Here is a 17,064-nt window from a genome sequence, read left to right on the forward strand (position 1 = left end):
ACAGACAGGGAGAACAGGGTGGACAAGAAAATTGGTTTTATCGGCTGCGGCAATATGTCTAAGGCAATCATTGCGGGCCTGGTCGCTGGTGGGCAGATAAAAGCGGAGAATATCTGGGTTTTTGACCGCAAACCTGCCACCAATCAGGCCATGCAGCAGCAGTATGGGATTACCCCGGCGGAAAGTGCCGAACAGGTGGCGAAACAGGCGGATATACTGTTTGGTGCGGTCAAGCCTAATGTGATCCTCAACGTGCTCAAAGAGGTTGCCGGCAGCCTGAACAAAGAGACACTGGTGGTGTCGATTGCGGCGGGCGTGACCCTGGATTCGCTGGCCGGCGTGCTGGGCCATGACCGTAAAATTGTGCGGGTGATGCCGAATACCCCGGCGCTGGTGAATGAGGGGATGACGTCAGTCACACCTAACGTGCTGGTCAGCCGCGAAGAAGCTGATGAGATCGTGGCGATTTTCAATGGATTTGGTAAAGCGTCGCTGGTACCGGAGTATCTCATCCATGCCGTGGTCGGGGTGAGCGGCTCTGCGCCCGCCTACGTCTTTATGTTTATTGAGGCGATGGCCGATGCGGCGGTGCTGGGCGGTATGCCGCGTGCGCAGGCCTATCAGTTCGCCGCCCAGGCGGTGAAAGGTGCCGCACAGATGGTGCTGGAAACCGGTAAACATCCGGGAGAGCTGAAAGATATGGTCTGCTCACCGGGCGGCACCACCATTGAGGCGGTCAGGGTGCTGGAAGAGAAAGGCCTGCGCGCCGCCGTGATTGAGGCCATCCAGCAATGTATGGCCAAATCCGAGCGGATGAGTAAAGCCTGATACCGTCGGGCAGGCGCAGCGGTCATGCCAGAAACCAACCGGGTGCACAAGAATGCACCCGGTCTGAAGGAGAATTACCCGCTTAACGCCCGAGGCACACAAGCCGTTAGCGGCCTCCCGCCATTAACTCTTTTTAAGGCAACTGCTCATAAAGGTTTTACGCTCATCCCCTTTCAGGGCTTTCTGGGTCGCATCCGCGTTACAGGTCTTCATTTTCATCTGCTGCGGCGTCATGCCCTCCATCTTTTGATCTTTCTTCAGGCAGTTGCTCATAAAGGCTTTACGATCGTCACCTTTAAGCGCTTTCTCACCCGCCTGTTTGTTACAGACCGTCATTTTTTCCTGCTGAGGCGTTTTATCTGCTGCTACAGCATTACCGGCAGCAAGCAACGACAGCAGTACAGCCGAGATCAGCATGCTAGTTTTCATACCCTTCCCATCCCTTTATTGTTTTTAAACCAACATAAAGTGTGGCACGTGAAAAGTATTCGGTGAGAAAAAAAGAGAATAATGCGGGCAAGATCGTGGCAGAAGGGATTATTTTGTCACCGTCGGTGATTCGGTGACAGCTGGGCAGGATTACTGACGTGGGTGGGTCAGCAGACGCTGAATATAATTCTCTAACAGGGTGACTTCTTCCGGATGATCGGTACCCGCATCGGAGACGGAAGCAGTATTCATCGCCGAGGTGACGCTCTCATTAATCTGGCGCAGATGCTCGCTATCGAGCTTGCGCAGCAGCGCGGTCATCACGATTTCCAGTGCCTCAACCTGAGCGACCAGTTCTTTCGATTCTGCTTCTTTTTCAGCCAGCCTGATCAGTAGCTCTGCAACAAGGTTTTTCATAACACTGTCTCAATATAATAAAGCAAGACGGTATCATCGAAGTAATGAAAAGAGAATATCCTTTTTTATTATATTTTCGCTGCTTATGCACCATAAAGGGGAGAAATGCGGGTAATGAAAAGCGAAACGTTTCGCTTATTGATTATTAAAGTTTAATCCCGGATGTTATTGCTGTTAATGAGTACCGGAGCCCTCTGTGTTGCTCCGGTTTAAACGGTCAGCTAAGCATCAGGGTGCCATGAAGCCACCGCGTGGCCCGCCGCCGCCATGGCCGCCGCCGTGACCACCACCGCCCCAGCCGCCGCCGCCGCCCGGTGGTGGGAACAGGCAGCCACTTAATGCTGCAACCAGCGCAACGACACTCACCGCTTTAAGAATTCGAATCATGGGATAACCTCAGTTTGTCATTTCGCGGTGATAGTAAGCGCCGTTCCAGCCGCTCACAATGCAGATTACTCTGGTTCCACGGGCTTTTTACCGGCGGTAACCGCACTTAACATTTTCCTGCGGTTATACCGACGAAAAGCTGTAGCCACCCTGCGCTCAAACCCATTTTCAGCGTCGATCATCGTCCGGGGGACGCAGGTGAATGACGATCGCGGCGCCTTAACGCGGTTGAGGCCGCCGATAGCACCAGATCAGCTGCACGGTATTGACCAACACCACCAGACCGGTGGCGGCAAACACCCAGCGGAAGCCGCCGCCGGCTGAAATCACGGATCCCATCAATGGACCCACCACGTTACCCAGATACATAAACGACTGGTTATAGCCAAAGATACGCCCGGTCACCTGGTCGCTGGAATAACGCAGCAGCAGCGTCTGTACCGCCGGCATCATCGCACCTTCCGCAAAGCCCAGCAGGAAGCGCAGTATCGCCAGCTGGGTGGCGCTGGTCACCCAGGACATGCCGATAAACAGCATTATTGTCAGGATCAGTGAGGCAAACAGAATGCGCTGCGCGCCAATCCGATCGCCGAGTTTACCCAGCGAGGGGGCCGAGAGCAGCGCCGACACGCCGGGGATCGCCGCAACCACGCCGCTGAGGAAGGCGATATTTTGTACGTTCGGCTCCAGTTCGCGCACAAACAGCGTTAATATCGGGCTTATGGAGCCGTTACACAGCTGGATAACCAGGGTGGTCATAAACAGGCTGATCACCAGCCCCGGCCGGCTCAGCGTGCGAAATACCATCGCGCCACTAAGCTTGTCCTCTTTCCTGACCCGCGGCGGCCCGCCCTCTTTAATCAGAAAAAGGGTGATCATAAAGCTTACCAGCAGCAAACCCGAGGTAAGCAGAAATACCGCCCGCAGCCCAACCCAGTCGGCCAGCAGCCCGCCCATCAGCGGCCCCAAAATCACCCCGCAGATCTGTGCGGTAGAAACCATGCTCAGCGCCCAGCCGCTGCGCTCACGCGGCACCTGTGAGGCCACCAGCGCCATCGCGTTAGGGATATAGCCGGAGGTCAGCCCCATCAGCGCACGCAGCGCCAGCAGCTGCCAGACGTTGGTGACGAATGCCTGCAGCAAAATCACCGCGCCCATGCCAAAAGAGGCGCGTAGCAGCATCAACTTGCGCCCTTTACGGTCGGCAAGGCTGCCCCACATCGGTGAAACAATCGCAGAAATAAGAAAGGTAATGCTGAAAATCAGGCCGGACCACAGCGTCAGAGCGCCGGGATCGGTAACACCGAGTTGCTCAACGTAGAGCGGCAGAAACGGGATAATCTGACTGATGGCCAGGCCGGTAAACAGACAACCGAACCAGACTGAGATGAGGTTAACCTTCCAGGATTCCATTGTGACGGCTTTATCTTCTGGCTTCACTATGAGCCAAAAGTGTACCACGACGAGCCTGATATTTTTCCGCGCCTGAAAGCAAAAAACCCGCCAGAGGCGGGTTTTTTGTATTTCGTTGTTAACAGAACCGGTTTAACCGATTCGCTGACAACGAAGCAGGCATCACTTACAGCGCAGTAACGTTTGCAGCTGCAGGGCCTTTCTGGCCGTTCTCGATAGAGAACTCAACTTTCTGGCCTTCTTCCAGAGTTTTGAAACCCTGGTTCTGGATTGCAGAGAAGTGTACGAACACGTCTTTGCTGCCGTCAGCTGGAGAGATAAAGCCGAAACCTTTCTCAGCGTTGAACCATTTTACTAAACCAGTCATTTTGTTAGACATGTGTCTATCCTTCAATATTGTAGATAAGCCGCATAGGGCACGAGGTTTGTCAACAGGGATTACTATGAGGCACTCAAGAAGGAGGTCAGTCAGCGTTACGCTTTACTGAAGACTGCTTTACTAAAATTGCTCGCATACGTGGGTCTGTATCAAAACCGACGGACACATTTACTCATAACACCATCGCGATAACAAGCATTAATAAAACAAAAAAAGTCATTAAATGTCAGCTTATTGAATTTAAGGGGAAAAAATCAATCCTGCGCGACAAATGTGCTGCGCTAACCGCCAATGCCATCGCCACAGGGCAAGCCGCTCTGACATCCGCAGGAAGACGCCATCCGCCCCACAAGAAACGGCGAAACCTGCTGCGGATAACCTATACGAATGTTTACACGCCGAACGATTGCCATTCGTCATCACACCTTTAAGATAAGCCCCCGACCAGCGGCCGCCCCGCTCCGTTATCGCGTTGAAATAAATCAGGAGACGGCTTGTGAGCCAGTGGAACAGACGACTTTTAAAACGTGCCCGCCAGCTGTGCCAATACCTGCTGCTACCGCTGCTAATCATCGTGTTAACGATTAAACTTCACGATAGCCTGCGCGCCCCGATCCTGCCGGCAGATTTCGCCACACGCTCGCTGCACACGATTGACGGACGCGATCTGACCCTGGCCGAGCTGAGCGCTAAAAAGCCGCTGGTGGTATGGTTCTGGAACCGCTGGTGCGCCGCCTGCCAGGACAGCCTGCCGCTGATGATGCGGCTTGACGGCAAACGCATCGGGGTACTGACGGTTGCCGTCCGCTCGGGGGATGACATCGGTATAGTGCGCTACCTGCAGGGGCATCACCTGGCCGTCCCCGTAGTCAATGACAGCCGCGGTGAACTGGCCGATAGCTGGCAGGTCACCGCCTCTCCTACCATGATTATCGTGGCGAAAGGTGAAGCGGTCAGCACCACCAGCGGTTGGACCAGTGACCTTGGGGTATGGATACGGCTGTGGTGGGTGCGTAAATGGCAGTACTGACGGGCCCGTGCACAGGCCCGTCAGCGGCCGCTTAACCGCAGTAGACGCGGGTAATTTTCTGCTGCTGGTCGCCCATAAAGTTCAGACGATTAAGATTAAAGTCCATGGTGACCGCGGAGTTATGCGGGATAGCACGCACCGGCCCCTCGAAGCGCACGTCGTTAATCGACGAAAGCGGCTTGCCGACATACTGCTGATACTGCGACGCACCACAGCGATCCAGCTCAGGATCCACGGCGGCAGACGCCGCGCCCTTGTTGCCCGCTGACTGGCAACCTGACAGCGCCATCAGCGCCGTGACTACCGCGATTTTTCCATAAATGGTCATGTTTTCTGCTCCTCTTTTTGCGTAGATAACCAGCGATTTACTGTGAAGACTAACAGATTTAATCGCGTAAGCCGCAAGAAAAACAGCTCATATTGCTGCCTCCCTTGCCTTTTAAGGCGCACGCATCGCTCAAAAAAACCTTACCTGCGGGTTATAATTTCAAGGCTAATCCTCAAGAGAAAAACAGTATGGAACTGACTCTGTTTCTGGCTTTTGCCCTGTTAATGACGCTGGTGGCGGTAAAAGTCCGTTAACCCTGTGTGCGCCTGCGCAATGATTTCCCATGCAGGCACACCATCGACAGCCCACCGTGCAGACGTTATCATCGTTGCCTCCTGGCACAGAGAACTCTGCATGACCCTACCCGGCGATCGCATCACCCATACCCTGCTCTGTGCAGGCGCACTGTTTATCTGGTATGCGATTAGCGTGCTGGTCGGTGCGCTGCCGAATTTCACTTATCTGCAGTCCAGTGGCCTGCTGATGCCGCTGCTCTGCGCGCTGGAATTTGTCGCGCTGGTGCCGGTTTACCGCTGGTATGTTCGTAGTTATGACACCCCGATCCCCTCAGGCAGGCTAACGCTGCGCCAGGCGTTGCTGTTCAGCGCGATGCTAATCGCGCTGATTGCTGCACAGTCACTCTATCTGCAGCGCGAAGGCTGGACCGGTGCGCAGCAAACCGGCTCGCTGTATACCGTGGTGCTGTTCTCGCTGGCGGTGGTCCTTCTCGCACCGGTGTATGAGGAGATCCTGTTCCGCGGCTTTGTGCTGCAGGGGCTGTTACTGTGGGCACCTCGGCAGCGGCTGGCCTGTTCGCTGCTCAGTTCGCTTATTTTTGCCGCCGTGCATACCCAGTATGTGCATCTGCAAACGCTGATCGCGCTGGTGCTGCTCTCGCTGCTGCTGTGCGCGGCTCGCTTCGTTTCCAACGGACTCAGACTCCCCATTTTTCTGCATATGCTCAATAATTTCCTTGGCGTTGCACCGGGTCTGTGGCTGGCTTTTTCCCATTAATCCAAAGCATCTCTGATGTTTATAACTCTTTTTGCTGGCTTATAACCATTACTCATAACGTTAGCCAATAATCTACTATGGTTATTTCGCAGGGTTAAATTACACTCGCGACAAATCTTAAGGTAAGGAAACACCATGAAATTTTTAGCTCCCTCAGTGATGGCGGTAGCCCTGGCGGCCTCCTTTACCGCGACGGCTGCCACCCCGGCTGACACGCTGGTGATCGCTCAGTCTATCGATGATGCCAGCAGCTTCGATCCGGCTGAAGGTTTTGAACTGACCTCGGTACAGGCGTTTACTAACCTCTATCAGCGCCTGGTTCAGTCTGACCCACAGAACCCGACCGACCTCAAGCCGACGCTGGCCACCAGCTGGCAGCCGGGTGCGGATAACCGCAGCATGACCTTCACCCTGCGCGATGATGCCAGATTTGCCTCCGGCAACCCGCTGCGCCCGGAAGACGTAATCTTCTCTCTTTCGCGCGTGGTAAAGCTGAACCTCGACCCGTCGTTTATTCTGACTCAGCTCGGCTGGACCAAAGACAACGTTGATGCCCAACTGAAAAAAATCGACGATAAGCACGTGCAGATCAGCTGGAGTGCCGACGTCAGCCCGACCTATGTGCTGAGCCTGCTGGCCGCCCCGGTCTCCTCAATCGTTGACGAAAAGACCGTCGCGGCCAATGCGAAAAATGGCGACTTCGGCAACAAGTGGCTGGGCCTGCACTCTGCGGGCAGCGGCCCGTACCAGATCCGCAAGTTTATCCCCCATGAAGTGGTGCTGTTCAGCGCCAATCCGACCTCACCGGCCGGCGCACCGAAGCTGAAAAACGTGCTGATTAAGAACGTGCCGGAGCCGGCCGCACGCCGCCTGCTGCTGGAGCAGGGTGATGCCGATATCGCCCGTAACCTGGGTGCCGATCAGATGGCGGCGCTAAAGGATAAGGCCGGCGTCAAAACGCTGGCGGTGCCGATGGCCTCGCTGTACTACGTTCAGTTCAATATCGACGCTAATCCGGTGCTGAAAAACCCGGCGCTATGGGAAGCTTCGCGCTACCTGTTTGACTACAAAGGCATTGCCAACGACCTGCTGAAGGGCCAGTTCCAGGTGCATCAGTCGTTCCTGCCGGAAGGTTTCCTCGGTGCGCTGAACGATAATCCGTTCACCTATGACCCGGAGAAAGCCAAAGCGATCCTGAAAAAAGCCGGCCTGACCAACGTCAGTTTCAAGCTCTCCACCAGCAACCAGCCGCCGTATCTGGACATCGCCCAGGCGCTGCAGGCCAGCTTTGCCAAAGGTGGCGTGAAGGTTGAGGTGCAGCCGGGCATCAGCAGCGAGGTCGCAACAAGGGTTAAGGCGCACCAGTATGAGGCGACGCTAAACGCCTGGGGCGCAGACTATTTCGACCCGAACACCAACGCGGCCGCCTTCGCCTATAACCCGGAAGACGGCAGCAAAACGCTGGCCTGGCGCTCCAACTGGCATATTCCGGAGCTGAGCAAACAGACGCTGGCCGCCACCGCAGAAACCGATCCGGCGAAGCGCGTAGCGCTGTACCAGAAAATGCAGCGTGAAGTGCAGCAGCATTCACCGTATGTGGTCGGCATGCAGGCGCGTAACCTGGTGGCGCTGCGCGATAATCTGCAGGGCTACGTGCAGGGTATCAACCCGGATATGGTTTATTACAGCCAGGTTACCAAGTAATGCTGAGTGGTTCAAGCCAACGCGGGGCCCCTGACGGGGCCCGTTTGTTCTGGCGGCGCAGCAGCGGCGCGCTGGGTGCGCTGATTTCACTGGCGGTTACCCTGGTCGGGCTGCTGGTGTTCACCTTCGCCCTGTCACACCTGTCACCGGTGGATCCGGTGCTGCAGATCGCCGGCGATCACGCCAGTGAATCCACCTACGCCCAGGTACGCCGCGATCTCGGCCTCGATCAGCCGGTCTATATGCAGTTCTGGCACTATCTGACCCACCTGCTGCGCGGCGATCTGGGCATCTCCAGCATCACCAACCAGCCGGTGGCCAGCGATCTGCTGCGTACCTTCCCGGCAACCGTTGAGCTGGCCACCTGCGCGATGATTTTTGGCTCGGTGGCTGGCATCCTGCTGGCGCTGGCCGCCGCCTGGAAACCGGGCAGCGTGCTGGATAACGTCGCCAGGCTGATTTCCCTGCTTGGCTATTCGGTGCCGGTGTTCTGGCTCGGGCTGCTCGGGCTGCTGCTGTTCTATGCGGTGCTGCACTGGTCGGCCGGGCCGGGAAGGCTGGACGATATCTGGATCTACACTCTGGAGCCGAAAACTGGCCTGGTGCTGATTGACAGCTGGCTGTCTGGCGACGCGGAGATGTTCCGCAACGCCATCGCCCATCTGTGGTTGCCGGTAACGGTGCTGGGGCTGCTGTCGATGGCTACCATTACCCGCCTGCTGCGCGCCGCGATGCTGGAAGAGAGCAGCAAAGAGTATGTGACGCTGGCGCGGGCCAAAGGGGCCAGCCGCGGTCGCATCCTGCTGCTGCATATCTTTCCTAACGTGCGCGGCACGCTGATTACCGTGCTGGCGCTCTCCTATGCGTCGTTGCTGGAAGGTTCAGTGCTGACCGAAACGGTCTTCGCCTGGCCGGGCGTCGGGCGCTATATGACCACCGCGCTGTTTGCTTCAGATACGCCGGCGATCCTCGGATCCACGCTGCTGATTGGCGGCTGCTTTATCATCATCAACGCGCTGGCGGATGCGTTAACCTATCTGACCGACCCGAGAACCCGATGAGCCACACTTCAACCGTTCCACCGCGCCTGCGGCCGCAAACCGTACGGCGCAATATCACCTTAGGCATCGGCCTGACGCTGGTTGGCCTGCTGATTCTGACCGCGCTGTTCGCGCCGCTGCTGGCTCCATACGATCCTAACGCGCAGGAGATGGCCGTGCGCCTGACGCCGCCGTCCGCCGCTCACTGGCTGGGCACCGACGGCTTTGGCCGCGACCTGTTATCCCGCGTGATTTATGGCGCAAGGCCCACCCTGCTGCTGGTATCGCTGATCCTGGTGCTGACCATTCCGGTCGGCATGCTGATCGGCATCAGCGCCGGCTATCTCGGTGGCTGGAGCGAGCGGGTGCTGATGCGCATTACCGATATTTTCCTGTCGCTGCCCAATCTGGTGATCGCCCTGGCGCTGGTGGCGATGATGGGCCCCGGTCTGATGAACGGCGCGCTGGCGCTGGCGCTCACCAGCTGGCCCCCCTTTGCCCGCCAGGCTCGCGCCGAGACTCTGGCGCTGCGCCGCAGTGACTATCTGGCGGCGGCACGGATGCAGGGTATTAACGGCCTGCGCCTGATGTTTGGCCATATTCTGCCGCTGTGCCTGCCTACTGCCGTGGTGCGTGCCGCGCTGAGCCTTGGCGGCATTATTCTCGCTGCCGCCGGGCTGGGATTCCTGGGCATGGGCATCCAGCCGCCGACCGCCGAATGGGGCTCGATGGTTGCCGAAGGCAGTAAGGTGATTTTCGACCAGTGGTGGGTGGCCGCCGTGCCCGGCGGCGCAATTCTGTTTGCCAGCCTGGCCTTTAACCTGACAGGCGACGGCCTGCGTGACCGACTGGATACCCGAAATGGCAACTGATACAACCGCGCCGATCGTGGCAGAGGGCCTGACGATTTATGCCCCCTCCGGATCGGCGTTAGTGAATAATATTAGCTTCACCCTTGGCCGCGAACGCGTGGCGCTGGTCGGCGAGTCCGGTTCCGGTAAATCGCTGACCGCCCGTGCGCTGATGGGGCTGCTTTCACCTTCGCTACGGCTGCGGGCCAACACCTTCAGCGTGGCCGGTGAAGATGCGCTGACGCTGAGCGAGCGCCGCTGGAGCCAGCTGCGCGGCAGCCAGCTGGGGATGGTGATGCAGGACCCGAAATATGCCCTCAATCCGATGCGCACCATCGGCTGGCAGGTCGCCGAGCCGCTGAAGCTGCACGGCCGCTTCAGCCGGGCGGAGACCAGAGAGAAGGTCTGCGAGATGCTGGATGCGGTGGGCCTGCCGCAGCCGGCCGAGCTGATGCAGCGTTACCCGCATCAGCTCTCCGGCGGCATGGGCCAGCGGGTGATGCTGGCAATGGCGCTGATCGCCGAGCCACGCTTTTTGATCGCTGATGAGCCGACCTCGGCGCTCGATCACGCGATGCGCGATCAGGTACTGGCGTTGATCCGCAAGCTGGTGGAACAGCGCGATATGGGGCTGCTGCTGATCAGCCACGATCTGCAACAGGTATCCGAACACTGTGAGCGGGTGATAGTAATGTACCAGGGCGATATTCTCGATACCCTGCAGGCCGCCGATCTGCCCCACGCTACCCACCCCTACACCCGCACGCTATGGTCGTGCAGGCCGAACAAATCCACGCACGGTAAGCCACTGCCGGTGCTGGACCGCGCCGCGCTGCAGGCCGGAGGTCAGCATGATTGAGTTAAACCAGCTGAGCGTAGCGCACAGGCAGGGCTACGAGCTGCGCACCGTGGTGCATGATATCAGCCTGACCATCGCTGCCGGTGAGTGCTTTGGCCTGGTCGGCCCCTCAGGCTGCGGCAAATCGTCGCTGCTGTGGGTGATGGCCGGACTGAACCCGCACTGGCAGGGCCAGATGCGGCTGGCAGGACATACGGCGCTACCCGGCAACGCCTTCACCGGGCAACTTCGCCGCGACGTGCAGATGGTGTTCCAGGATCCCTATGCCTCGCTGCACCCGCGCCATCGCCTGCGCCGCACGCTGGCAGAGCCGCTTAAGCTGCTAAAATTGGACAACATCAACGATCGCATCGATAGCGCCTTCAGCCACGTCGGGCTGGATACGGCGCTGGCGGATCGCTATCCGCATCAGCTCTCCGGCGGCCAGCGCCAGCGCGTGGCGATCGTCCGCGCGCTGCTGCTGGAACCGAAGATCCTGCTGCTTGACGAACCCACCTCGGCGCTGGATATGTCGGTACAGGCGGAGATCCTCAACCTGCTGAATCAGCTGAAACAGCAGGAGAACCTGACCATGGTGCTGGTCAGCCACGATCCCGACGTGATCGATCATATGTGCGATCGTGCGGTACATATGGATCGCGGGCGGATTGTCGGCTGATTCACCCTTCAGATACAGGGATCGGAGCAGGGAGCAGGTCAGATGATCCGGGGGAGTTACGATGACGTTACGATGACAGCGCCCGGCTCCTGTGGGTGCCATTGCGATCGGGCCACCAGAAACAAGCCTGTTTCAGCCCCGGGTCAGCGGGGCATTCACAATATCAGGAGATCGCGGAGTCTGACGCGTGTTTGTGCTTGTCCGCTTCAAAGTGCGCTTTGAACTGCTCGTAAATCGAGATCATATTGGAGGCATCCCCCTGCAGCGGGCTGAGCTTTCCTGCGCGTACCAGTTCAATCACCAGCTGAAGTGCAGCCTGTTTTGGGCTGCTGGACGGATGTGCAATTTCGTTCGACATAAAAAATCCCGTTAAGACAGTGAGTGCTAAACTTTAGCAAGTTTGGCCGGGCCGGGTGAAGCTTTTTGCTCCCTCTCACCGCAACAGTGCCGCTGTCCTGACGGGCGCTGCAATTAATCTGTACAACTAAATTTATCTTGTACAACTTTCCGAAGTTCGTTACAGTGTCTGCCTGTAACGAATTATGCATTTGCATGGCCTCGGAAAGTGCTGCTGGGTTTCCATTTTCCGAGGCAATTTTTTCCCCGCTCCCTCCCTGATTAACTTTTCGTGCCACCCCCCCTGTTTTCTTGATCGCCGACAAGGCAGAACCGGTCACGCAGGCTAAAATTTAACCACCCATTGCAAAACAGTAAGGGAGGTTAAGATGAAACGTCAGCGTGTAGCATCATCCACTATTCAGTCCATCGGGTATGACGCTGACAGGCAAATTCTGCAAGTGGAAACCTGTTCCGGTAACATGTTTACCTACTGTCACGTTCCGCTTACCGCCTGGCATTTCCTGATGGCTGCGCCCTCAAAGGGCCAGTTTTTTAATCAAAACATCAAGCATCACTACCCGACACGTTAAGTGATGGTTTTTAAGCGGCGGGGCGTTCTGCCCCCCGCCTTTGCCCGCACGCCGGACCTTTTGCGCTCCCGGCCTCATCGCCAGCCGTTCGCCGTTGCCTTATGTTTACTTTTCGCCCAATAATATGCTGACACTACCGGCCCGGCTGACTATTATCAAAGCTGAATTTACGCGCGCTCAACGGCGCTTTCGGAGGGTTAGCATGGCGGATCGTCGGGATTCTTTTAGCGTACTGCGCGCTGCACTGTTGTCCCCCTTGCTGGCGCTGCCGCTGGCGGGCTACATCCCCGCTTTATACGCGGAAAAAATTACCATCGCGCTCAGTCAGGAACAGGACGGTGGGCCTGCCGGACGGGCATGCATTTATGTTCATCAGGGTAAGGCAGAGTATCGTTTGGTGAAAGCGGGAGAAACCTGCGCGGCAGAGATTGTGGTGGAGAGCCATCAGAGCTGACGCTCAGCGGTGGCCATCCCGTGGCCACCGGTGCCGGTGAAACATCAGCCGGCGATCAGCATCAGGCTAGTAACGCGCCTCGGCAAATTTGTGCGGCTGATTGATTGCCCGCCGGGCAATCCAGTAGAGTAAAATCCGTTCGTCATCGTGATCCTGATCGGCCATCGCCAACAGTTTCAGACCCAGCGTCGCTTTGTTAACCGGTTGCCCGGTCATACTCAGGTCGACCACCGCCTTACCGATGATAGTGCACACTTCTTCGTCACTGGAAACGGGTGAATCTGATTCGCTACTCATTTTCTCCTCCTCTTTGGTCAAAGATTAAGCATAGCAAATCTGTCGCATTTGCCAGCGCATTCTTTTGAACACGATTTTGTCACGGTTCGCCTATACTCTGTAGCAACTGCATCTGTCAAAGGAGTGAGCCATGTTAATAGGTTTCGTCTTACTGGTGAGCGCATGTGGACATGATGCCTGCGACGCGTTGCCGGTGTCTGAACATATTTTTCCGACCCGTGCGACCTGCGAAGAGATGATGGCGCGTATTCATAAACGGCGCCCCGACGCCGTCCTGATGTGTGGCGAGGTCTATCGCTAATCCCCGTATTATAACGCCAGCGCGGTCGCGCTGGCGGGATCGAACAGCGACAGGCTCTCGATCTGTTCCAGCATAATCACCTTACGAAAGTCCAGCGCCGACCTTGGCTGAGAATCCAGCATGATGCCGTGCTCCGCATACCAGCGGCTGTAGTTATGCTCGATGCGCAGATTCAGCGTTTCGCTGTCGCGATAGCCGCTGAGCATCGGAATCAACACCAGATTGGCGGTGATCTCATTTTCGTAAGAAGCGGTATGGATCATACCGATATAGATACGCTTAGACTTGAGTGTGATCCACGCGAGATCTCCCTCCTCCATGCACTGAAACAGCAGCCCTTCAACGCCGTTAGCGCGCGACAGCCTCTTGTACAGCTTCTTACGGCCTTCTCCGTTGAGGCGGGCGCTGCCCGACCAGTTAGAGCGATAGAGGCAAAAAGTCACCGCGAATGCCAGCATAATCACCACCGGTGCCTGAATGCCGAGGAAGCTCCAGGTCATAAACTCGGCCTGCCACTGGTGATACTCACCGTGAGAAAGTGCCGGAATGGCATTAAAGACCGCGGAACAGGCCAGCAGCAGCAGCCAGATTAACCCGGTCGCCATCACGCCCTGCAGGACAAAGATACAGCCGTACAGCGCCACCAGAAAATAGACGTCCCAGCCGAACGAGCGTTTGATTTTGAAGCGGGTAGAGAGGTCACGGCTGGTGTACCAGTAGCCACACACCATCAGTACCATAAAGATTGCGGTACCCATCTTATGCCCTCTTCAGCGCGTTAATATGGCGAACAAAATCCTCGCGCACCGCCGGGCTGGCAATATTGACCGTCGCACCGCCGTCTTCGTTGATGATAATGCGCGCCCCCTCCTCAATAGCCTCTTCCACCTCGTCCGGGCTCATCACCTGCAGCAGGGACTCCGGGCTGGAAAAAAGTGCACGTAAAAATCGCAACATCGCCTGCTCCTTATGAGAAAAACAGTAATTCTGGCAACAGACTGGCGATGTTGCCAGGTTGAGCGGCATCAGTCGCACGCCGCTGGCAGAGAAATCCTGTTTACTTTCCGACGGCGAATGCTAATTTCATTATTTCACACTACGGAGAGACATCATGAAGCAGCTGGTGATCGATATTTTAATGAAGTTAGCCAAAATGGACGTGGATACCAAAGAGCTGACGGCCCAGGTAGAGGCGCAATCACTGCTGATTGCTGCCCTGCTGTTGACCACCGGCAAAGGGGAATCGTCCTCCATTGCAGAGAACATCAACAACGCCATCGTGACCGCTTCACGAGCGGGTGATGAATTCCTGCAGTCGGACATAGATCTGCTGCTGACCCACGTGAACCGCCTGCTGGCGGTAACCCGTCAGGTCGATCAAACGGCGGCAACGCAATAATCATGTGCTCGCTGAATGACGAACTCAGTCGTGAGCGCGAACTCGTGTTCGAGACGCTGCGCGCGGCGCTCTCGGCGCTGGGCAGCGTGGTGGGGCGTGATACTGAAATTGTGCTGCACGACCTGAGTGCCCCGGAAGCGTCGGTGATGGCGATTGCCAATGGCCACGTGACCGGGCGCGTGGCCGGCAGTTCGGTGCTGGCGGTACCGGATCAGGATCTCGGGCTCAGCGCGCTGATTAATAGCGTGCCTGACGGCGGCGATACTTCACCGCTGGTGATCCCTGATTATGTCACGCACAACAAACAGGGGCAGCCGCTGCGCAGCGCCACGGCACTGTACCGCGACAGCAGCGGCCAGCCGTTTGCGGCGCTGTGCATAAACAGTGACCAGAACGCGCTGCTGGCCGCCCGCGAGGCGATCGACCGGCTGCTGAGCGGTCAGCCCTCCCCTGCGGTGCAGGCCGCCCCCGCGCCCGAGAGCGCCGATATGGAACAGCTGATGGCGGAGATTATCGCCGATTCACTGGTCGAACTGGAAACTGGCCCGCGTTCGGCCCGTAAGCAGGCCAAACTGGCGGCGGTGCGCAGAATGCAGGAACGCGGCATGTTTATCGTCAAAGGCGGCATTGAGAAAGCCGCCGCGGCGTTGGGCGTCACCCGCTACACCATTTACAACTACCTGGAAGAGATCCGCAGCCGGGCGGAGCAGGAGTGATCTCCCTGCCAAATCGCGCAGCGACAGCCGTAGCAGATAATGGTGGTTAAGCCGGCCACGATGATAAAAAGCGGAACTCTTACAGGCAAATTCAGCCGTTTTTAATTCCCCTAAGGTACTCCATTATCTGCTTTTCAGCTCTTTCGCGTCGCACCCGTCATTTTAAGGACAATATATGACTCAACATCTCAATAAAGACACCGTACTTTGCATGTCACTGGCGGCCAGACCGGGTAATTTCGGCACCCGTTTCCATAACTATCTGTATAACGCGCTGGATCTCAACTACCTGTATAAAGCCTTTACCACCACCGATCTGGCGGCGGCCATTGGCGGCGTGCGGGCGTTGGGGGTACGCGGTTGCGCCATCTCAATGCCGTTTAAAGAGGCGGTAATCCCGATGATTGACGAGCTGGACAGTTCGGCCAAAGCCATTGACTCAGTCAACACCATAGTGAATACCGACGGCCGCCTGAAAGCGTACAATACCGACTATATCGCCATCGCCAGCCTGCTGGCGCAGTATCAGGTGTCGAATCAGCTTAGCTTTGCGCTGAACGGCAACGGTGGTATGGCCAAAGCGGTCGCCTGTGCGTTAAAAGATGCCGGTTTCCATCACGGCCATATTATTGCACGTAATGAGGCTCGCGGACGCGAGCTGGCGGATCTCTACGGTTTCAACTGGCAGGCAGAGATGGGCGATCTTAAGCCCGACCTGCTTATTAACGCGACGCCGATTGGCATGAGCGGCGGAAAGGAAGCAGAACAGCTGTCATTCAGCCCGGCGACCATCGCCAACGCCAGCGTCGTTTTCGAAGTGGTGGCCCTGCCTGAACTGACGCCGCTGGTGCGTGAGGCGCGCGCGCAGAATAAAACCACCATTACCGGCAGCGAAGTGTTTGCCATTCAGGCGGTGGAACAGTTCGCCCTCTATACCGGCGTGCGCCCGGACGACGCGCTGTTCCGGGAAGCGGCGGCCTGGGCGCGTCAGTAAGCGAAGCCTGTTTATTCGCGACGGGCTGGTTTGCCAGCGGCCCGCTCACCGGGCAGGCTGAAGCGGTGAATGGTTTACCCTCTCCTGTCGCGCAAATCAGAACAGCAGCGATACCAGCCAGAAACCGGCAAAGGTCATCAGCAGTGAGCCGATCACATGGGTGAGCACTGAGACCATCGCCCAGAGATAGTTACCGGCCTGCATCAGCGTCACCACTTCCAGAGAAAAGGTGGAGAAAGTGGTCATCCCGCCGCACAGGCCGGTGGTAATCAGCAGTTTCCAGGCCGGATCGAGCTGCGGGTGGCGCATAAACCACGCCATCGCGGCACCGATAATCAAGCCACCAACCAGATTAACCAGCAGCGTGCCCGGCGGCAGAGAGGGAAAAAGCGAATTCAGGCGCACGGCGAGCAGCCAGCGGATCACACAGCCGGCGCAGCCGCCGATCATTACAGCCAGTAACGGTTTCAATATAGCATCCTCAGTCAGCAGCGAGGACGGTGCCGCCAGGCGGAATACAGACGGCCCGATACACCGACCTCCTGATAAAAGTCAGGGTTATCAGGCGTCATCAACCCCTAACGTTGCCGCCAGAGCAATTCGACGCGTGCGCGGGAAAAAAAGCGCCCGGGCGGGC

25 protein-coding genes are annotated in these 17,064 nt (G+C 57.3%); 14 read left to right on the forward strand and 11 right to left on the reverse strand.

The window, feature by feature from the left end:
- Positions 1-18: 18 nt before the first annotated feature.
- Positions 19-828, forward strand: coding sequence for a pyrroline-5-carboxylate reductase (proC, locus tag GKQ23_RS18915; RefSeq protein ID WP_072166314.1), 810 nt, complete (start codon positions 19-21; stop codon positions 826-828).
- A 123-nt stretch (positions 829-951) separates the two neighbouring features.
- On the opposite strand, the gene GKQ23_RS18920 is transcribed toward proC, so the two are convergent.
- From GKQ23_RS18920 to cspA, 5 genes are all read right to left on the reverse strand, one after another.
- A complete protein-coding gene (locus GKQ23_RS18920) occupies positions 952-1,257 on the reverse strand; it encodes a PsiF family protein (RefSeq protein ID WP_212409152.1) in 306 nt (101 codons plus the stop codon).
- A 150-nt stretch (positions 1,258-1,407) separates the two neighbouring features.
- Entirely contained in the window at positions 1,408-1,674 is a 267-nt protein-coding gene (iraP, locus tag GKQ23_RS18925) for an anti-adapter protein IraP (protein ID WP_056233873.1), read from the reverse strand.
- A 228-nt stretch (positions 1,675-1,902) separates the two neighbouring features.
- Positions 1,903-2,061, reverse strand: a complete 159-nt coding sequence (locus GKQ23_RS18930; protein WP_212409153.1) for a hypothetical protein — start codon at positions 2,059-2,061, stop codon at positions 1,903-1,905.
- Positions 2,062-2,280: 219 nt separating this feature from the next.
- Complete coding sequence (locus tag GKQ23_RS18935; protein WP_212409154.1) at positions 2,281-3,474, reverse strand: multidrug efflux MFS transporter; 1,194 nt, start codon at positions 3,472-3,474, stop codon at positions 2,281-2,283.
- A 166-nt stretch (positions 3,475-3,640) separates the two neighbouring features.
- Positions 3,641-3,853 carry an RNA chaperone/antiterminator CspA gene (gene cspA / locus GKQ23_RS18940; protein WP_056233869.1) on the reverse strand — a complete coding sequence of 71 codons (213 nt, stop codon included), beginning with the start codon at positions 3,851-3,853 and terminating at the stop codon, positions 3,641-3,643.
- 496 nt (positions 3,854-4,349) lie between these two features.
- Here cspA and GKQ23_RS18945 point away from each other — a divergent pair, with 496 nt between their 5' ends.
- Complete coding sequence (locus GKQ23_RS18945; protein WP_212409155.1) at positions 4,350-4,883, forward strand: redoxin domain-containing protein; 534 nt, start codon at positions 4,350-4,352, stop codon at positions 4,881-4,883.
- 31 nt (positions 4,884-4,914) lie between these two features.
- On the opposite strand, the gene GKQ23_RS18950 is transcribed toward GKQ23_RS18945, so the two are convergent.
- Positions 4,915-5,211: an I78 family peptidase inhibitor gene (locus GKQ23_RS18950; RefSeq protein WP_101505863.1), complete on the reverse strand. Its 297-nt coding sequence runs from the start codon at positions 5,209-5,211 to the stop codon at positions 4,915-4,917.
- A 354-nt stretch (positions 5,212-5,565) separates the two neighbouring features.
- On the opposite strand from GKQ23_RS18950, the gene GKQ23_RS18955 reads away from it, so the two are divergent.
- The 6 genes from GKQ23_RS18955 (at position 5,566) to GKQ23_RS18980 (ending at position 11,337) form a co-directional block, all read left to right on the forward strand.
- A complete protein-coding gene (locus GKQ23_RS18955) occupies positions 5,566-6,225 on the forward strand; it encodes a CPBP family intramembrane glutamic endopeptidase (RefSeq protein WP_212409156.1) in 660 nt (219 codons plus the stop codon).
- Between the two features lie 135 nt (positions 6,226-6,360).
- Positions 6,361-7,929 (forward strand): ABC transporter substrate-binding protein, encoded by a 1,569-nt coding sequence (locus GKQ23_RS18960; RefSeq protein WP_056233861.1) that lies wholly within the window; start codon positions 6,361-6,363, stop codon positions 7,927-7,929.
- Complete coding sequence (locus GKQ23_RS18965) at positions 7,929-8,990, forward strand: ABC transporter permease (RefSeq protein ID WP_101505864.1); 1,062 nt, start codon at positions 7,929-7,931, stop codon at positions 8,988-8,990. Before GKQ23_RS18960 ends, GKQ23_RS18965 begins: the two co-directional genes overlap by 1 nt.
- Complete coding sequence (locus GKQ23_RS18970) at positions 8,987-9,841, forward strand: ABC transporter permease (protein ID WP_212409157.1); 855 nt, start codon at positions 8,987-8,989, stop codon at positions 9,839-9,841. Before GKQ23_RS18965 ends, GKQ23_RS18970 begins: the two co-directional genes overlap by 4 nt.
- Positions 9,831-10,679 (forward strand): ABC transporter ATP-binding protein, encoded by an 849-nt coding sequence (locus tag GKQ23_RS18975; RefSeq protein WP_056233855.1) that lies wholly within the window; start codon positions 9,831-9,833, stop codon positions 10,677-10,679. The genes GKQ23_RS18970 and GKQ23_RS18975 overlap by 11 nt, the downstream gene beginning before the upstream one ends.
- Positions 10,672-11,337 (forward strand): ABC transporter ATP-binding protein, encoded by a 666-nt coding sequence (locus tag GKQ23_RS18980; protein ID WP_212409158.1) that lies wholly within the window; start codon positions 10,672-10,674, stop codon positions 11,335-11,337. The genes GKQ23_RS18975 and GKQ23_RS18980 overlap by 8 nt, the downstream gene beginning before the upstream one ends.
- 163 nt (positions 11,338-11,500) lie before the next feature.
- On the opposite strand, the gene GKQ23_RS18985 is transcribed toward GKQ23_RS18980, so the two are convergent.
- Positions 11,501-11,695, reverse strand: coding sequence for a hypothetical protein (locus GKQ23_RS18985; protein WP_056233851.1), 195 nt, complete (start codon positions 11,693-11,695; stop codon positions 11,501-11,503).
- A 367-nt stretch (positions 11,696-12,062) separates the two neighbouring features.
- On the opposite strand from GKQ23_RS18985, the gene GKQ23_RS18990 reads away from it, so the two are divergent.
- Positions 12,063-12,266 carry a KTSC domain-containing protein gene (locus GKQ23_RS18990; RefSeq protein WP_101505865.1) on the forward strand — a complete coding sequence of 68 codons (204 nt, stop codon included), beginning with the start codon at positions 12,063-12,065 and terminating at the stop codon, positions 12,264-12,266.
- A gap of 202 nt (positions 12,267-12,468) precedes the next feature.
- Entirely contained in the window at positions 12,469-12,720 is a 252-nt protein-coding gene (locus tag GKQ23_RS18995; protein ID WP_056233847.1) for a hypothetical protein, read from the forward strand.
- A gap of 66 nt (positions 12,721-12,786) precedes the next feature.
- Here GKQ23_RS18995 and GKQ23_RS19000 read toward each other — a convergent pair whose 3' ends face one another.
- A complete protein-coding gene (locus tag GKQ23_RS19000; protein WP_056233845.1) occupies positions 12,787-13,017 on the reverse strand; it encodes a hypothetical protein in 231 nt (76 codons plus the stop codon).
- A 130-nt stretch (positions 13,018-13,147) separates the two neighbouring features.
- Between GKQ23_RS19000 and GKQ23_RS19005 the strand changes: the two genes are divergently transcribed.
- On the forward strand, positions 13,148-13,318 hold the full coding sequence (locus GKQ23_RS19005) for a hypothetical protein (RefSeq protein WP_199177648.1): 171 nt from the start codon (positions 13,148-13,150) through the stop codon (positions 13,316-13,318).
- Between the two features lie 8 nt (positions 13,319-13,326).
- Here the strand turns inward: GKQ23_RS19005 and GKQ23_RS19010 are convergent, their stop codons facing one another.
- Together GKQ23_RS19010 and GKQ23_RS19015 are read right to left on the reverse strand one after the other, a co-directional pair.
- Complete coding sequence (locus tag GKQ23_RS19010; protein ID WP_056233843.1) at positions 13,327-14,076, reverse strand: hypothetical protein; 750 nt, start codon at positions 14,074-14,076, stop codon at positions 13,327-13,329.
- A gap of 1 nt (position 14,077) precedes the next feature.
- Positions 14,078-14,275 (reverse strand): hypothetical protein, encoded by a 198-nt coding sequence (locus tag GKQ23_RS19015; RefSeq protein ID WP_056233841.1) that lies wholly within the window; start codon positions 14,273-14,275, stop codon positions 14,078-14,080.
- A gap of 154 nt (positions 14,276-14,429) precedes the next feature.
- Here GKQ23_RS19015 and iraP (GKQ23_RS19020) point away from each other — a divergent pair, with 154 nt between their 5' ends.
- The 3 genes from iraP (GKQ23_RS19020) to GKQ23_RS19030 all read left to right on the forward strand — a co-directional run bounded on the left by iraP (GKQ23_RS19020) (position 14,430) and on the right by GKQ23_RS19030 (position 16,427).
- Positions 14,430-14,717, forward strand: a complete 288-nt coding sequence (iraP, locus tag GKQ23_RS19020; RefSeq protein ID WP_101505866.1) for an anti-adapter protein IraP — start codon at positions 14,430-14,432, stop codon at positions 14,715-14,717.
- Between the two features lie 2 nt (positions 14,718-14,719).
- Complete coding sequence (locus tag GKQ23_RS19025; RefSeq protein ID WP_212409159.1) at positions 14,720-15,433, forward strand: transcriptional regulator; 714 nt, start codon at positions 14,720-14,722, stop codon at positions 15,431-15,433.
- A 175-nt stretch (positions 15,434-15,608) separates the two neighbouring features.
- On the forward strand, positions 15,609-16,427 hold the full coding sequence (locus GKQ23_RS19030) for a shikimate 5-dehydrogenase (RefSeq protein ID WP_101505868.1): 819 nt from the start codon (positions 15,609-15,611) through the stop codon (positions 16,425-16,427).
- A gap of 96 nt (positions 16,428-16,523) precedes the next feature.
- Here GKQ23_RS19030 and crcB read toward each other — a convergent pair whose 3' ends face one another.
- Positions 16,524-16,901: a fluoride efflux transporter CrcB gene (gene crcB / locus GKQ23_RS19035; protein WP_212411890.1), complete on the reverse strand. Its 378-nt coding sequence runs from the start codon at positions 16,899-16,901 to the stop codon at positions 16,524-16,526.
- Positions 16,902-17,064: the final 163 nt, after the last annotated feature.

Source organism: Erwinia sp. E602, from assembly GCF_018141005.1.
Taxonomy (GTDB): Bacteria; Pseudomonadota; Gammaproteobacteria; order Enterobacterales; family Enterobacteriaceae; genus Erwinia.

What these genes read in the sequence shown, in the direction of transcription:
- GKQ23_RS18920 (WP_212409152.1), bottom strand. Translation starts at nt 1,257, where the DNA reads ATGAAAACTAGCATGCTGATCTCGGCTGTACTGCTGTCGTTGCTTGCT.
- iraP (WP_056233873.1), bottom strand. Translation starts at nt 1,674, where the DNA reads ATGAAAAACCTTGTTGCAGAGCTACTGATCAGGCTGGCTGAAAAAGAA.
- GKQ23_RS18930 (WP_212409153.1), bottom strand. Translation starts at nt 2,061, where the DNA reads ATGATTCGAATTCTTAAAGCGGTGAGTGTCGTTGCGCTGGTTGCAGCA.
- GKQ23_RS18935 (WP_212409154.1), bottom strand. Translation starts at nt 3,474, where the DNA reads ATGGAATCCTGGAAGGTTAACCTCATCTCAGTCTGGTTCGGTTGTCTG.
- cspA (WP_056233869.1), bottom strand. Translation starts at nt 3,853, where the DNA reads ATGTCTAACAAAATGACTGGTTTAGTAAAATGGTTCAACGCTGAGAAA.
- GKQ23_RS18950 (WP_101505863.1), bottom strand. Translation starts at nt 5,211, where the DNA reads ATGACCATTTATGGAAAAATCGCGGTAGTCACGGCGCTGATGGCGCTG.
- GKQ23_RS18955 (WP_212409156.1), top strand. Translation starts at nt 5,566, where the DNA reads ATGACCCTACCCGGCGATCGCATCACCCATACCCTGCTCTGTGCAGGC.
- GKQ23_RS18960 (WP_056233861.1), top strand. Translation starts at nt 6,361, where the DNA reads ATGAAATTTTTAGCTCCCTCAGTGATGGCGGTAGCCCTGGCGGCCTCC.
- GKQ23_RS18965 (WP_101505864.1), top strand. Translation starts at nt 7,929, where the DNA reads ATGCTGAGTGGTTCAAGCCAACGCGGGGCCCCTGACGGGGCCCGTTTG.
- GKQ23_RS18970 (WP_212409157.1), top strand. Translation starts at nt 8,987, where the DNA reads ATGAGCCACACTTCAACCGTTCCACCGCGCCTGCGGCCGCAAACCGTA.
- GKQ23_RS18975 (WP_056233855.1), top strand. Translation starts at nt 9,831, where the DNA reads ATGGCAACTGATACAACCGCGCCGATCGTGGCAGAGGGCCTGACGATT.
- GKQ23_RS18980 (WP_212409158.1), top strand. Translation starts at nt 10,672, where the DNA reads ATGATTGAGTTAAACCAGCTGAGCGTAGCGCACAGGCAGGGCTACGAG.
- GKQ23_RS18985 (WP_056233851.1), bottom strand. Translation starts at nt 11,695, where the DNA reads ATGTCGAACGAAATTGCACATCCGTCCAGCAGCCCAAAACAGGCTGCA.
- GKQ23_RS18990 (WP_101505865.1), top strand. Translation starts at nt 12,063, where the DNA reads ATGAAACGTCAGCGTGTAGCATCATCCACTATTCAGTCCATCGGGTAT.
- GKQ23_RS18995 (WP_056233847.1), top strand. Translation starts at nt 12,469, where the DNA reads ATGGCGGATCGTCGGGATTCTTTTAGCGTACTGCGCGCTGCACTGTTG.
- GKQ23_RS19000 (WP_056233845.1), bottom strand. Translation starts at nt 13,017, where the DNA reads ATGAGTAGCGAATCAGATTCACCCGTTTCCAGTGACGAAGAAGTGTGC.
- GKQ23_RS19005 (WP_199177648.1), top strand. Translation starts at nt 13,148, where the DNA reads ATGTTAATAGGTTTCGTCTTACTGGTGAGCGCATGTGGACATGATGCC.
- GKQ23_RS19010 (WP_056233843.1), bottom strand. Translation starts at nt 14,076, where the DNA reads ATGGGTACCGCAATCTTTATGGTACTGATGGTGTGTGGCTACTGGTAC.
- GKQ23_RS19015 (WP_056233841.1), bottom strand. Translation starts at nt 14,275, where the DNA reads ATGTTGCGATTTTTACGTGCACTTTTTTCCAGCCCGGAGTCCCTGCTG.
- iraP (WP_101505866.1), top strand. Translation starts at nt 14,430, where the DNA reads ATGAAGCAGCTGGTGATCGATATTTTAATGAAGTTAGCCAAAATGGAC.
- GKQ23_RS19025 (WP_212409159.1), top strand. Translation starts at nt 14,720, where the DNA reads ATGTGCTCGCTGAATGACGAACTCAGTCGTGAGCGCGAACTCGTGTTC.
- GKQ23_RS19030 (WP_101505868.1), top strand. Translation starts at nt 15,609, where the DNA reads ATGACTCAACATCTCAATAAAGACACCGTACTTTGCATGTCACTGGCG.